Raw genomic sequence first — 13,206 nt, forward strand, 5'->3', positions numbered from 1 at the left:
AGTTTTTTTAGTTTGGCACTGCGACTTCACTGAATGCTCAGAGCAAGGGGCGTGCCATCGGTTTTTTGTTCTGAAAAAAGTCGCTGTCTTGTTGTTTTCTGGACTGTTTCGAGCCCTTTTTAACTGGGCGTGCAACCGTCTAAATCGCCTAAGGTAGAACCTATACAAAGAAAAGGTGCAACCATCAGGTGCCACTACTGCAACCAAGGTAGCTGTACGCGTGCAACCACCCTGTAACAACGTGCGTCACCGAACTGCACACTCACAGTGCACGACTGCTACATCACGCACCAGTACAGGCTAGCGGCATTGGGTAAAAGCGCCGTATGGATTGGCGCTTTTGTTGTATCAAATGACAACACGCAGGCACTGGCCCGCGTGATAGAGCGAGAATCCGACCTCGTACAGACAACTGCGCAGGCCCACGGCCGGTACCGGACGCATGGGCGCGAAGGGAATCGGCAGGGCCTGCCGATTGCCGCTACACAGGTAATCGGCAAACGCCTTGCCGACCACCGTGCCGGTGGTGACGCCGCGCCCGTTGTAGCCGGTGACGGCCACCAGGCCAGGTGCCGGCTCGAACAGGCGCATCAGGTGATCGGGAGTGAAGGCAATACAACCCGTCCAGGTGCATTCCCAGTCGACCTTTTTCAGGTAGGGGAAATAGTGTTGCTGGACCCGGTCGGCCCAGGCCCGCAGAAACCAGGCCGGCTTCTGATTGCCATTGCCGAGACTGCCCAGCAACAGCCGGCCATCGGCATCACGGCGGATGCTGCTGAGCACTTGGCGGGTATCCCAGGAGCCCTGACCACCTGGCAGGACCTGCTTGGCGGCGTCATCGTCCAGCGGGACGGACGCGACCTGATAGTAGTAACCGGGGAAGAAGTTGCGCCGCAGTTCGGTCCAGTCGCCTTCGGTGTAGGCATTGGAAGCCATCACCACCTGCTCGGCGCTGACCGCACCATCGGCGGTCTGTACCGACCAGCGCTGGCCCTGGCGTTCCAGCCGGGTGACCGGTGACTGGTCGAACAACTGCGCGCCCAGCCCGGCGGCGGCCTTGGCCAGGCCCGAGGTATAAGCCATCGGGTTGAGGGTACCGGCACGCCGGTCGAGCAAGGCGGCGGCGATCTTGCGAGTGCCGGTGGCGGCTTCGCAGGCGCTGCCGGTCAGCAACTCCACCGGAGCGCCGCGGCGCTTCCATTGTTCTTCGCGACTGCGCAGGTCCGCCTCGCCACGGGCATTGTGGGCCATATGCAAGGTACCTTCGCGGCGCAACTGGCAATCGATGCCGTACCGGTCGACCAGGCTGAACACCAGCGCCGGGGCGCCGCCGAGCATGCGGTTGAGCTGACTGCCCACCGCCTCGCCGAAACCGGCCTCGATGTCATCCGGTGGAATCCACAACCCGGCGTTGACCAGCCCGACGTTGCGCCCGGACCCCCCATGGCCGGTGCGATGGGCCTCCAGGACACAGACACTCTTGCCTTGCTCGCGCAGGTGAATCGCCGCCGACAAACCGGTGATACCGGCACCGATCACACAGACGTCGACGCTCAACTCACCCTTGAAGCGCGGCGCCTCGGGCCGCTGCGGCGTCAGTTGTTCCCATAGACACGCTTCACGTAACGCCATTGCCAGACTCCGAAAATGAAACCCAACAGACACGAGCATCCTGTCGCTTATATTCCCAACACGCCCCCTTGCAGGAACCGGGCTTGCCCGCGAAGCTCTTGGCGATATCAAGGACGCCTTCGCGGGCAAGCCCGGCTCCTACAGGGACAAGCCCGCTCCCAGGCAGGGCCCAGGTGCGACAGGAACTCAGTCGAAGACGATGCCCTGGGCCAACGGCAGTTCCAGCGAGTAGTTGACGGTGTTGGTCTGGCGCCGCATGTAGCCGCGCCAGGCATCGGAGCCCGACTCGCGACCGCCGCCGGTCTCTTTCTCGCCGCCGAACGCACCGCCGATCTCCGCGCCGCTGGGGCCGATGTTGACGTTAGCGATACCACAATCGCTGCCCGCTGCCGACATGAACTGCTCGGCCTCGCGCACATCGGTGGTGAAGATGCACGATGACAGCCCCTGCGGCACCGAGTTGTTCAGGCGCAGTGCTTCGTTAAAGTCGCTGTAGCCGATCACGTAGAGAATCGGGGCGAAGGTCTCATGCAGAACCACATCGCTCTGCTCGGGCATCTCGACGATTGCCGGAGAGACGTAATAGGCATGGGGGAACACCTCCTCCAACTGGCGCTTGCCACCAAACACCCGGCCACCCTCGCTCAGGGCTTGCTCAAGGGCATCCTGCATGGCGTCGAAGCTGTGCTTGTCGATCAGCGGGCCGACCAGGTTGCCTTCCAGCGGATGGCCGATACGCACCTTGGCGTAGGCAGCCTTGAGCCGAGTGACGATCTCGTCCTTCACCGATTCGTGGGCAATCAGCCGGCGCAAGGTGGTACAACGCTGGCCGGCGGTACCGACAGCGCTGAACAGGATGGCGCGCACCGCCATGTCCAGGTCGGCGCTGGGGCCGAGGATCATCGCGTTGTTGCCGCCCAGTTCGAGGATACTGCGGGCAAAACGGGCGGCAACCTTGGGCGCAACTTCGCGGCCCATGCGGGTACTGCCGGTGGCGCTGACCAGGGCCACGCGCGGGTCGTCGACCAGGGCTTCGCCAGCGTCGCGGCCGCCGATGATGACCTGGCAGAGATACGGCGGTGCATCGCTGAAGTTCTTCAGGACGCGATCGAACAGAGCCTGGCAGGCCAGCGCGGTCAGCGGGGTCTTTTCCGACGGTTTCCAGATCACCGGGTTGCCACAGACCAGCGCCAACGCGGTGTTCCAGGCCCAGACCGCGACCGGGAAGTTGAAGGCGCTGATCACGCCAACCACGCCCAGCGGATGCCAGCTCTCACGCATGTGGTGGCCTGGCCGCTCGGAGGCGATGGTCAAACCGTACAATTGGCGCGACAAGCCGACGGCGAAGTCGCAGATATCGATCATTTCCTGCACTTCGCCCAGACCTTCCTGGGTGATCTTGCCCGCCTCCCAGGACACCAGCTCGCCAAGGTCGGCCTTGTACTGGCGCAGCAATTCGCCGAACTGCCGCACCAGCTCGCCACGCCGCGGCGCGGGCACCTTGCGCCAGGCCTCGAAAGCGCGTTCGGCGCGGCCGACCTGCTGCTCGACCTCGGCCGGACCCTGCCAGTTGACGGCGCCGATACGGCTGCCGTCGATCGGCGAATGCACAAGCTGTTGGCCCTGTTGATACAGCGCCGGGTCGACACCCAGACGATCGAGCAATGCGGCAACCATGGATAACTCCTTCAAACGGAAATCGGATAACTTCAGCGTCTAGTTTTAGCGACCTTCAGACTTGCCAACAAACGACGATTAGGCGAGATATCATTCCGTTTATTCATGCTGCGCAAGAAACAGAAGAAAAGGCCCGTTCATGCTGAATAAAAGACACCTGCCCTCGATCACCGCCCTGCAGTGTTTCGAGGCCGTCACCCGCCACCTGAGCTTCACCCGTGCGGCAGAGGAGCTGAACCTGACCCAGAGTGCGGTCAGCAAACAGGTTGCGCAACTGGAGGACTTGCTCCAGCACCTGCTGTTTCGCCGTGTACGCCGCCGCCTGCAACTGACGCCGGCGGGCGATCTGTACCTGGTGGAAGTCCGAAAAATCCTGACCCAGGTAGAGATGTCGACCCATTACCTGCGCTCCTACGGCGGCGAAACCGAAGTCTTGCGGGTTTCCACGCCCTCGACCTTCGGCGCCCGCTGGCTGGTGCCACGGCTCAAGGGCTGGCGCCTGCGCCATCCGCATATCCACCTGGACCTGCGCAACGAGCAGGAGGCCGAAGACCTGCTGCAAGGACACAGCGACCTGGCGTTCTATTTCGGCCAGGGCTCACGCCCCGGTACCGAGTGCCTGAAACTGTTCGGCGAGGAATTGGTGCCCGTCTGCGCGCCAGCAAGCCTGCCCGAACAGCCACTCACCGATCCGACCCAACTGAGCGAACTGGTCCTGCTGCAGAACACTTCGCGACCCCAGGCCTGGCATGACTGGTTCGACAGCCAGGGCTATCACACCGAACACAGCTACCACGGGCCACGCTTCGAAACCTTCTATATGTGCATTCGCGCGGCGCAGGTCGGCTGTGGGGTAGCGCTGCTACCGCGCTTTCTGGTGGAAGAGGAACTGGCCGACGGCAAGCTGGTAATCCCCTGGCAGCACGCGCTGCCCAGCCATGACGCCTATTACCTGGCCTACCCGGAGCATTCGGCGGAAGTGCCGAAGGTGAAGAGTTTCGTGCACTGGATGCAGGAGCAGATCCAGGGGGCCTAGCCGCCTTGGCGCCCTGAGGGCCATGGGGCTTGCCCGCGAACAGGCCGACAATGTCAGCAGAAATCGCTGGTAAAATCGCCCCCTGATATGCGCCACTAGCGCTATTCATCTAAACGCTGCCGGAACGCCGATTCGACGTCGACCGGCCTGGAGACACCCGTTATGAGCGATAAGGCCTTTGGCGATCGCATCGTGCAGAACCTGCTCGACACCGACTTCTACAAGCTGACCATGATGCAGGCGGTGCTGCACAACTACCCCAACGTCGAAGTCGAATGGGACTTCCGTTGCCGTAACAGCGAGGACCTGCAGCCTTACCTGGCGGAAATCCGCTATCAGATAGAGCGTCTCGCCGAGCTGAGCCTGAGCGCGGACCAGTTGAATTTTCTTGAGCGCATCAGCTTTCTCAAGCCGGACTTCCTGCGCTTTCTTGGCCTGTTCCGTTTCAACCTGCGCTATGTGCACACCGGCATCGAGAACGGCGAGCTGTTCATCCGCCTTCGCGGCCCGTGGCTGCATGTGATCCTGTTCGAGGTGCCGCTGCTGGCGATCGTCAGCGAAGTGCGCAACCGCTACCGCTACCAGGAAACCGAACTGAACCAGGCCCGCGAGCAGTTGTACCGCAAGTTCGACTGGCTGACCGCCAACGCCAGTGCCGACGAGCTGGCGCAGTTGCAGGTCGCCGACTTCGGCACCCGCCGGCGCTTCTCCTACCGGGTTCAGGAAGAAGTGGTGAGCGTACTCAAACATGATTTCCCCGGGCGCTTCGTCGGCACCAGCAACGTGCACCTGGCCCGCGAGTTCGACATGAAACCGCTGGGAACCATGGCCCACGAATGGATCATGGCTCACCAGCAGCTAGGCCCGCGACTGATCGACAGCCAGATCGCCGCGCTCGACTGCTGGGTCCGCGAGTACCGTGGCCTGCTCGGTATCGCGTTGACCGACTGCATCACCACCGACGCCTTCCTGGAAGATTTCGACCTGTACTTCGCCAAGCTGTTCGACGGCCTGCGCCATGACTCGGGCGATCCGGTGCAGTGGGGCGAAAAATGCATAGCCCGTTATCACCATCTGGGCATCGACCCGATGAGCAAGACCCTGGTGTTCTCCGACAGCCTCAACCTGCCCAAGGCCCTGGAGATATTCCGTGCGTTGCGCGGTCGGATCAACGTCAGCTTCGGCATCGGTACCAACCTCACCTGTGACATTCCCGGGGTGGAGCCGATGAGCATCGTGCTTAAAATGACCGCCTGCAACGGCCAGCCGGTGGCGAAGATCTCCGATGAGCCGGGCAAGGCCCAGTGCAAGGACCCGAATTTCGTCTCCTACCTGCGTCATGTGTTCCGGGTAGCCGATTAATCCGTTTTCGATCGTTTCCACGCAAGGAGTGAATCATGCAAGCCGTACAGCGCCAGATTGCTGAACAGCTCAAGGTCCAACCACCATTCGCCGACCAGGCCGCCCTTGAGGCCGAGGTGGCACGGCGCATCACCTTTATACAGAGCTGCTTGCAGAACTCGGGCCTCAAGACCCTGGTGCTGGGCATCAGCGGCGGCGTCGATTCACTGACTGCCGGCCTGCTCGCCCAACGCGCCGTGCGCGAACTGCGCGAGCGCACCGGCGACGAACAATACCGCTTCATCGCGGTGCGCCTGCCCTACGAAGTCCAGTTCGACGAACACGACGCCACGGCCTCGGTGGATTTCATCAACCCCGACGAACGCCATACGGTGAACATTGGCCCGGCGGTCAAGGCACTGGCGGCACAAGTCGCGGCGTTCGAAGGCAAGGCGGCAGTTTCGCGGGACTTCGTGCTCGGCAACACCAAGGCGCGGATGCGCATGGTCGCCCAATACACCATCGCCGGTGCTGCCAATGGCCTGGTGATCGGCACCGACCACGCAGCGGAAGCGGTGATGGGGTTCTTCACCAAATTCGGCGACGGTGCCTGCGACCTGGCGCCCCTGAGCGGGCTGGTGAAGAACCAGGTGCGAGCCATTGCCCGCAGCTTCGGCGCACCCGAACCGCTGGTGGAAAAAGTCCCGACCGCCGACCTGGAAGACCTGACACCGGGCAAGCCTGACGAGGCCTCCCATGGCGTGACCTATGTCGAGATCGACGCGTTCCTGCATGGCCAGCCGGTGCGCCAGGAAGCCTTCGACATCATCTGCCGGACCTACGAAAAGACCCAACACAAGCGCGAGATGCCATTCGCGCCGTAAACCCCACGGGATGGGGCTGCTCAGCCCCATCCTGACAAAACGGAATGAACCCAGCATTTTTTTTCGCTTGTCCGGTTCCGCTCAGGGGGCTTTCATAAGCGCTCATCCCCATCGCCAGAGTCCTGCCCCATGTCATCCTTCGAAGGCCTGTTTTCCCTCGTCGCTTCCGTGCTCGGTCAACCCGCCGCCCAGTGGCTGGAAAAACACGTCGAAGTGCCGGCAGCCCTGCATGACTTCTCCAGCCACCAGGACGCACTGCATCGCGTCTGGCTGGCCGAAGCGCTGAATCTCTGTCTGCTCCACAAGCTGGTGGAAGCGGTCCCCGACGGTCGCCGCTACGTGGAGGAACAGGTCGAAGATGGTCGCAAGGTCGTGTTCGACCACGGCGCCATCCGCACCGTCGACTGGAGTGCGAACGGCGAGTTGCCGCGGGGTCGCCAGGCCTTCTCGCGACTGCTGGAGCCACTGGGTTTCACCGACGTGCGCACCTACCCCCTGACCAAACTGGGCATGACCGGCTGGGCCTATCGCCAGATGGACCTGCCGGAAGACATCGCCCAGTTCTTCGTCTCCGAACTGCATCCGGGGCGCTTCAGCGAACCGTTCCAGCAGGCGGTGGGGCGCGTGGTCGGCTCCAGCCGCGACCCGCTGCAAGCCGAACACCTGAGCATTCTCGAACGCCTGCGCCTGACCCGGCATTGCGCACTGGCCGAGGCCCAGGCCGTTATTGCGGCACTGTACCGGGCCTTCGACCGGCAACACGGTGCGGTGCTGCTGGCCGACTACCAGACACTGCTGGCCGAAAGCGCGGAAATGGCCTGGATCGCCACCGAGGGCAACAGTTTCAACCACCTCACCGACCGGGTCGACGACCTTGAGGCCACGGTGGCTCGGCAACGCCAGCTCCAGCGCCCGATGAAGGACAGCATCGAGGTCTCCACCTCCGGTCGGGTGATGCAGACCGCCTACCGTGCCTGCACCGTGACCCGCGGCCTGATCGACGCCCAGGGGCAATACCGGGAGCACTCGGTGCCGGGTTCCTTCGTCGAGTTCATCCAACGCCGGATCGACCCGGAAACTGCGCGCATCGACCTGAACTTCGACAGCAGCAACGCCCAGGGCATTTTCAAGATGACCGCCTCAAAGGCCTGAAGCAGACCAGCTTGTCGTAGGATTTTTCTGTTTTTCCCGGCAACTATTGAGGCACCCACCATCGCGTAGCAGTCTTCGCCATCCCATGCTGGCCAGGACTGCTGCCTATGTTGCTCAAGCAAAAGCCTTCCCCTATCCACGTCACACCCTTGTTCCAAAAGCCCGGGATCATTCCCTTGTGCGGACTGCTCGCCAGCCTGTGCTGGATTGCCATCGCCACCCAGCCGGTCAAGCGCCCGGGCAACGGTCAGCCAAGCAAGGAACATTTCATTCTCAGCGGTAGCATGCCGGTCCATACCGCATTACGCGCAAGTGCCCGCTACACGCCCGGCAACCACCAGACCGGGTGCCCCTACCAGCACCCCACACTGCATTTCGACACGAGCCCGGTCGATACCCCTCGGGCTTTCGACTTCAAGGTTCCCACCGGCTACGAACTGCCCGACTGCAAGCTCTACCTGAGCGAGTTGAACTTCGAGACCGAAGCGTTTTATGGCCAGGACAACCATCAGCGCAGCATCACCAGCAGCGGCGCGATCACTTTGCGCGACGACCTGCGGCCCGGCGTCTCAGGGTTTCCGGCATCGGGAGAGAAACACTATCGTGGTCTTTGCGACTGGCAGCCGCAGAACACTCCGGCGGGCCTGGAACCGCAGAAAACCCTCAATTGCTATAGCGTCGACGAACACTGGCAAGCACTTGGCAATGACTACAAGCGCAAACAGTTGGGCGGGGTATTCAGCCGGCAGGAACTGGAAGGAAAAACGATTCGGCTGGAACTGAGGAAAAACGAGCAGTCCTGATCCCGCGCAAGGCGGGACCAGGCGAAGACTATCACTTGAGGGTGACGGTCCCTTTCATCATCGAGATGTGGCCCGGGAACGAGCAGAAGAAACCGTACTTCTCGGCTGGGTTCAGCTTCGACACGTCGAAGGTCACCGAGTCTTTCTCGCCGGCACCGATGATCTTCGTGTGGGCGATGACACGGGTGTCACCGTCTTTCAGGTAGTTTTTGTCGATACCGGCAGACATGCCGTCCGAGGCGATCGGCTGCATGTCGGCCTCTTTGCTCAGCACCCAGTTATGGCCCATGACGGTCTTCGGCAGGCTGCCGCCATGGGTCAGTTCCACGGTGAAGGTCTTGCAGCTCTTGTCGATTTCGATGGCCTTGGTGCTGAAGGACATCTGATCGGTGGAGTCGATAGTGGTTTTACATTCGGCGGCAAATACCTGGCTGCTGGCAAGGGCCAGCAGGGATACAGCGACAACTTTGGCGAACATCGTGAATCTCCAAGGCAGGGTATGAAAATCGGCGGATCAATGCAGGAAGACTGCCTGAAACCAGACAGGACTCCCATGATCTGAGTCAAGAGATTGTATACAATCCTAAGCTATCGCCTTGATGCATACAATCAACCAACCAGACGAATCCGCAGGACTTAACATTAGCCCATCGTCATCCAGCGGAGCCCACGTCATGTCCATCAACAGCCTGCTCTACAGCTTGCTCGCCGCCTACGCCTGCGGTGCCAGCGGCACCTGCGAAACGCCCGTACGCGAGCGCTGAAGCCGGGTAGTTCACGCTCCCCTGCCCTGCCAGCCGGCTACCGCCTCTTCTGCAGGGTACGGCGCAGGCTCTCGCGCTGCTTGCGGATGTCCACCAGACGCTCGCGCATCTCGCGGTGGCGCTTGCTGTTGAGCAACAGCAGGCCCAGCAACGGCGCGAGCAGAGCCAGCGCGTAGACGACGCGATTCGGCTGCGACGTGATGGTCGGCAAGACGCCCAGGAAGCACAGTGCGAAGACCAGCACCAAGCCACGAACCCATTGCGGACGGCCGCGCACGATCATGAAGTTGCAGTGGGCCACCACGAACCCGAGCAGCATGACCGTGGCAGACATGCCGGTCGCCTGTTCGCCCAGCGACGCCGTGGGGAAATAATGATCTCCTACCAACGGTACACCACAGGCGATGCCGATCAGCGCGGCAAAGATCGCGCCGATGAAGGTCGGAAAATATTGCGCCAGAAAGCGCCGCAAGCTCAACGTCTCCATTACTCGTCGATCTCCTCGTAAAGCCCGACGGCAATGGTTTTCACGTTACCGGACAAGGCACTCCCGGTGAGCCCGATCGCCGCGCCCAGCGAATCCTTGATCTGGGTGACGGTAGCGTGGCGAATCTCGGTCGGCGTGAAACGTTTGGGCAACTCGCCGGCCAGCTGTTTCAGCTTGAGCATTTTCGGGGTCAGACGCGGGTCATTGATGGCCAGCAGTTCCTTGGTCAACTTTGCTCGTTCCTGCCGGTTGAGCCCTCGCAGCACCTCACGAATGCTCTTGCCGGTGGTGGCCTTGGTCAGGCGTACCAGCTTGATGGAAGTCAGAGTAGATGCACCGACGCCCAGCAGCGAAGCCGCATCCAGTGCAATCGAGGTGTACTGGTACCAGGCTTCGCTGTCGAGGTAGTCGTTGCGCGCCGGATTGGTCACCTCGTTGACCGTCCGATAGCCACCGACGACGCACTGCGCGGTACTGGCAACCGCAGCGGTATAACCGATGGCAACCAGTACAGAACTGGCCCCGGCCGAAAACGGCACCGCCACCGAGCCGCTGAGCACCACGACCCAGCCGATCACCGCGCCGGCACACGACAAGCTGGTATTGATGGCCTCGCTGACCAGTCGCGACTCCCGCGGGTTGTCCTGCACCTGCTGGGCGAACTGCTTCGGCGCAATGTACTTCTGCGCTTCGCGCAGAATCACACGCTTGGGTTTGATGCTGCAGATCGGCTGGAACTCACGCAGGGTCACCACGTTGAACTCAGCGTCGATATACACCACACCCGCGCCAACGATACCGGGGTCGGCATCGATGGCGGCAAACAGCCGTGGCAGATCGATCTGGCTTTCGATGCGCTGACGGGCAAAAAACTGGGAGGGCCTGGAGTCCATGCCGATGCCGGGTAGCGAAGAGCTCACGCGCGGGTCTTCCTTGATTCGAACGGTGGAAAATTCGCGGCAACCTTAGCAAACCCGCCAGATCTTCGATAGAAAGCAAAACGCCAGCACGAGGCTGGCGTCTTGTCTGGAGCACCGCTGTATCAGCGAGGCACCACCGGCTTGCGTGCCGGCTTCTTGCCCTTGCCCTTGGCTGCGTCCGCGCGCTCCTTGGCTGCCTGCTTGTTACGCGCAGCGGCGGCGGCCTTGGCTTCCTCACGCTTGTCCCAGGGCTTACTGCCATCGCTGCCACGCGGCGGCAGGCCAGTATGCTGGGTCAGAATGCGAGTACTGTCCTTGCCGACCTTGTGGCTGCCGGACGGCGTCGAGTTTTTGCGCCGGGCACTCTGGTAGCTGTCGGTCTGCGGCTGGTGCTGTGGGATCAGTTGTTGCTTGCCCGGCCCGATCAGGTCGCCACGCCCCATGCGCAACAGGGCTTCGCGCAGCATCGGCCAGCCCTTTGGATCGTGATAACGCAGGAACGCCTTGTGCAACCGACGCTGCTCCTCGCTCTTGACGATGGTCACCGCATCGCTCTTGTAGGTGACCTTGCGCAGCGGGTTCTTGCCCGAGTGGTACATCGCGGTGGCACTGGCCATCGGCGACGGGTAGAACGCCTGCACCTGGTCGGCGCGGAAACCATTGGCCTTGAGCCACAGCGCCAGGTTCATCATGTCTTCGTCGGTGGTGCCCGGGTGGGCGGCGATGAAGTACGGGATCAGGTACTGTTCCTTGCCGGCCTCTTTCGAGAACTTCTCGAACATCCGCTTGAAGCGGTCGTAGGAGCCGATGCCCGGCTTCATCATCTGGTTGAGCGGACCTTCCTCGGTATGCTCCGGGGCGATCTTCAGGTAGCCGCCGACGTGGTGGGTCACCAGTTCCTTGACGTACTCGGGCGATTCGACTGCCAGGTCGTAGCGCAGACCGGACGCGATCAGGATTTTCTTCACCCCGGGCAGTGCACGGGCGCTGCGATAGAGCTGGATCAGCGACGAGTGATCGGTGTTCAGGTTCGGGCAGATCCCCGGGAACACACACGACGGCTTACGGCAGGCCGATTCGATTTCCGGGCTCTTGCAGGCGATGCGATACATGTTCGCGGTCGGACCGCCGAGGTCGGAAATGACGCCGGTAAAGCCTGGCACCTTGTCGCGGATCTCCTCGATCTCGCGAATGATCGACTCTTCGGAACGGTTCTGGATGATCCGTCCTTCGTGCTCGGTGATCGAACAGAAGGTGCAGCCACCGAAACAGCCACGCATGATGTTCACCGAGAAGCGGATCATGTCGTAGGCCGGAATCTTTTCCTTGCCGTAGACCGGGTGCGGAATGCGCTGATAAGGCATACCGAACACGTAGTCCATTTCCTCGGTGGTCATCGGGATGGGCGGCGGGTTGAACCACACATCCAGCTCGCCATGCTTCTGCACCAGCGCGCGGGCGTTGCCCGGATTGGTTTCCAGGTGCAACACGCGGTTGGCGTGCGCATACAGTACCGGGTCGTTCCGCACCTTCTCCATCGATGGCAGGCGGATCACCGTCTTGTCACGGGTCATCCGCGGGCTGGCGAGGATCTGCACCACCTTGGCTTCCTGCGGATCTTCCACCTGGCCTTTTTCCTGCTCGATGGCACAGGCGGCAGTGTCCTGGGTGTTCACGTACGGGTTGATGATCTTGTCGACCTTACCCGGCCGGTCGATGCGCGTGGAGTCGACTTCATACCAGCCCTGCGGGGTATCGCGGCGGATGAAGGCGGTGCCGCGCACATCGGTGATGTCTTCGATCTTGTGGCCGAAGGACAGGCGCTGGGCCACCTCGACGATTGCCCGTTCGGCGTTGCCGTAGAGCAGGATGTCGGCGCTGGCGTCGATCAGGATCGAGTTGCGCACGCGGTCCTGCCAGTAGTCGTAGTGGGCGATCCGACGCAGCGAGGCCTCGATGCCGCCGAGCACGATCGGTACGTTCTTGTAGGCTTCCTTGCAGCGCTGGCTGTAGACCAGGCTGGCACGATCCGGTCGTTTGCCGGCCAGGCCGCCAGGCGTGTAAGCGTCGTCGGAACGAATTTTCTTGTCGGCGGTGTAGCGGTTGATCATCGAGTCCATGTTGCCGGCCGCGACACCGAAGAACAGGTTCGGCTCGCCGAGCTTCATGAAGTCGTCTTTCGACTGCCAGTTCGGCTGGGCGATGATCCCGACGCGGAAACCCTGGGCCTCCAACAGCCGACCGATGATCGCCATGCCGAAGGACGGATGGTCGACATAGGCATCGCCGGTGACGATGATCACGTCGCACGAATCCCAGCCGAGCTGATCCATCTCTTCCCGGCTCATGGGCAGGAAGGGCGCTGGCCCGAAACATTCGGCCCAGTACTTGGGATAGTCAAATAACGGCTTGGCTGCTTGCATGGCGGTGACCGGTGTCGAGATGAAAGGTGTCGAGATGAAAAATCGCGGGCGCAAAATATAGCACAAAAAATGATCAAACCCGACGAT

11 protein-coding genes are annotated in these 13,206 nt (G+C 61.8%); 5 read left to right on the top strand and 6 right to left on the bottom strand.

What is annotated here, in order from left to right; translation table 11 throughout:
• Window positions 1-348 precede the first annotated feature (348 nt).
• Both amaA and amaB read right to left on the bottom strand, forming a co-directional pair.
• Window positions 349-1,632 (bottom strand): L-pipecolate oxidase, encoded by a 1,284-nt coding sequence (gene amaA, locus BLU37_RS04475; RefSeq protein WP_090202623.1) that lies wholly within the window; start codon window positions 1,630-1,632, stop codon window positions 349-351.
• 186 nt (window positions 1,633-1,818) lie between these two features.
• Complete coding sequence (gene amaB, locus BLU37_RS04480; RefSeq protein WP_090202626.1) at window positions 1,819-3,309, bottom strand: L-piperidine-6-carboxylate dehydrogenase; 1,491 nt, start codon at window positions 3,307-3,309, stop codon at window positions 1,819-1,821.
• 139 nt (window positions 3,310-3,448) lie between these two features.
• Here amaB and BLU37_RS04485 point away from each other — a divergent pair, with 139 nt between their 5' ends.
• From BLU37_RS04485 to BLU37_RS04505, 5 genes are all read left to right on the top strand, one after another.
• Window positions 3,449-4,345, top strand: a complete 897-nt coding sequence (locus tag BLU37_RS04485) for a LysR family transcriptional regulator (RefSeq protein ID WP_090202629.1) — start codon at window positions 3,449-3,451, stop codon at window positions 4,343-4,345.
• 162 nt (window positions 4,346-4,507) lie between these two features.
• Window positions 4,508-5,707, top strand: coding sequence for a nicotinate phosphoribosyltransferase (pncB, locus tag BLU37_RS04490; protein WP_090202631.1), 1,200 nt, complete (start codon window positions 4,508-4,510; stop codon window positions 5,705-5,707).
• Between the two features lie 35 nt (window positions 5,708-5,742).
• A complete protein-coding gene (gene nadE / locus BLU37_RS04495) occupies window positions 5,743-6,570 on the top strand; it encodes an ammonia-dependent NAD(+) synthetase (RefSeq protein WP_090202634.1) in 828 nt (275 codons plus the stop codon).
• A 129-nt stretch (window positions 6,571-6,699) separates the two neighbouring features.
• On the top strand, window positions 6,700-7,722 hold the full coding sequence (locus BLU37_RS04500) for a DUF1338 domain-containing protein (RefSeq protein WP_019361736.1): 1,023 nt from the start codon (window positions 6,700-6,702) through the stop codon (window positions 7,720-7,722).
• A 107-nt stretch (window positions 7,723-7,829) separates the two neighbouring features.
• Window positions 7,830-8,525 carry a hypothetical protein gene (locus BLU37_RS04505; protein ID WP_010449518.1) on the top strand — a complete coding sequence of 232 codons (696 nt, stop codon included), beginning with the start codon at window positions 7,830-7,832 and terminating at the stop codon, window positions 8,523-8,525.
• A gap of 31 nt (window positions 8,526-8,556) precedes the next feature.
• Here the strand turns inward: BLU37_RS04505 and azu are convergent, their stop codons facing one another.
• From azu to BLU37_RS04525, 4 genes are all read right to left on the bottom strand, one after another.
• Entirely contained in the window at window positions 8,557-9,003 is a 447-nt protein-coding gene (gene azu / locus BLU37_RS04510; protein WP_010449517.1) for an azurin, read from the bottom strand.
• Between the two features lie 323 nt (window positions 9,004-9,326).
• Window positions 9,327-9,776: a hypothetical protein gene (locus tag BLU37_RS04515; RefSeq protein WP_090202637.1), complete on the bottom strand. Its 450-nt coding sequence runs from the start codon at window positions 9,774-9,776 to the stop codon at window positions 9,327-9,329.
• Window positions 9,776-10,696 carry an NAD synthetase gene (locus BLU37_RS04520; protein WP_090202640.1) on the bottom strand — a complete coding sequence of 307 codons (921 nt, stop codon included), beginning with the start codon at window positions 10,694-10,696 and terminating at the stop codon, window positions 9,776-9,778. The genes BLU37_RS04515 and BLU37_RS04520 overlap by 1 nt, the downstream gene beginning before the upstream one ends.
• 122 nt (window positions 10,697-10,818) lie before the next feature.
• Window positions 10,819-13,119: a YgiQ family radical SAM protein gene (locus BLU37_RS04525; protein WP_090202643.1), complete on the bottom strand. Its 2,301-nt coding sequence runs from the start codon at window positions 13,117-13,119 to the stop codon at window positions 10,819-10,821.
• Window positions 13,120-13,206 lie beyond the last annotated feature (87 nt).

Source organism: Pseudomonas asplenii, from assembly GCF_900105475.1.
Taxonomy (GTDB): Bacteria; Pseudomonadota; Gammaproteobacteria; order Pseudomonadales; family Pseudomonadaceae; genus Aquipseudomonas; species Aquipseudomonas asplenii.

Excerpts from the sequence above, each read along its gene's own strand:
- nadE (WP_090202634.1), top strand. The coding sequence starts at position 5,743 with ATGCAAGCCGTACAGCGCCAGATTGCTGAACAGCTCAAGGTCCAACCA.
- amaA (WP_090202623.1), bottom strand. The coding sequence starts at position 1,632 with ATGGCGTTACGTGAAGCGTGTCTATGGGAACAACTGACGCCGCAGCGG.
- amaB (WP_090202626.1), bottom strand. The coding sequence starts at position 3,309 with ATGGTTGCCGCATTGCTCGATCGTCTGGGTGTCGACCCGGCGCTGTAT.
- BLU37_RS04485 (WP_090202629.1), top strand. The coding sequence starts at position 3,449 with ATGCTGAATAAAAGACACCTGCCCTCGATCACCGCCCTGCAGTGTTTC.
- BLU37_RS04500 (WP_019361736.1), top strand. The coding sequence starts at position 6,700 with ATGTCATCCTTCGAAGGCCTGTTTTCCCTCGTCGCTTCCGTGCTCGGT.
- BLU37_RS04505 (WP_010449518.1), top strand. The coding sequence starts at position 7,830 with ATGTTGCTCAAGCAAAAGCCTTCCCCTATCCACGTCACACCCTTGTTC.
- pncB (WP_090202631.1), top strand. The coding sequence starts at position 4,508 with ATGAGCGATAAGGCCTTTGGCGATCGCATCGTGCAGAACCTGCTCGAC.
- azu (WP_010449517.1), bottom strand. The coding sequence starts at position 9,003 with ATGTTCGCCAAAGTTGTCGCTGTATCCCTGCTGGCCCTTGCCAGCAGC.
- BLU37_RS04525 (WP_090202643.1), bottom strand. The coding sequence starts at position 13,119 with ATGCAAGCAGCCAAGCCGTTATTTGACTATCCCAAGTACTGGGCCGAA.
- BLU37_RS04515 (WP_090202637.1), bottom strand. The coding sequence starts at position 9,776 with ATGGAGACGTTGAGCTTGCGGCGCTTTCTGGCGCAATATTTTCCGACC.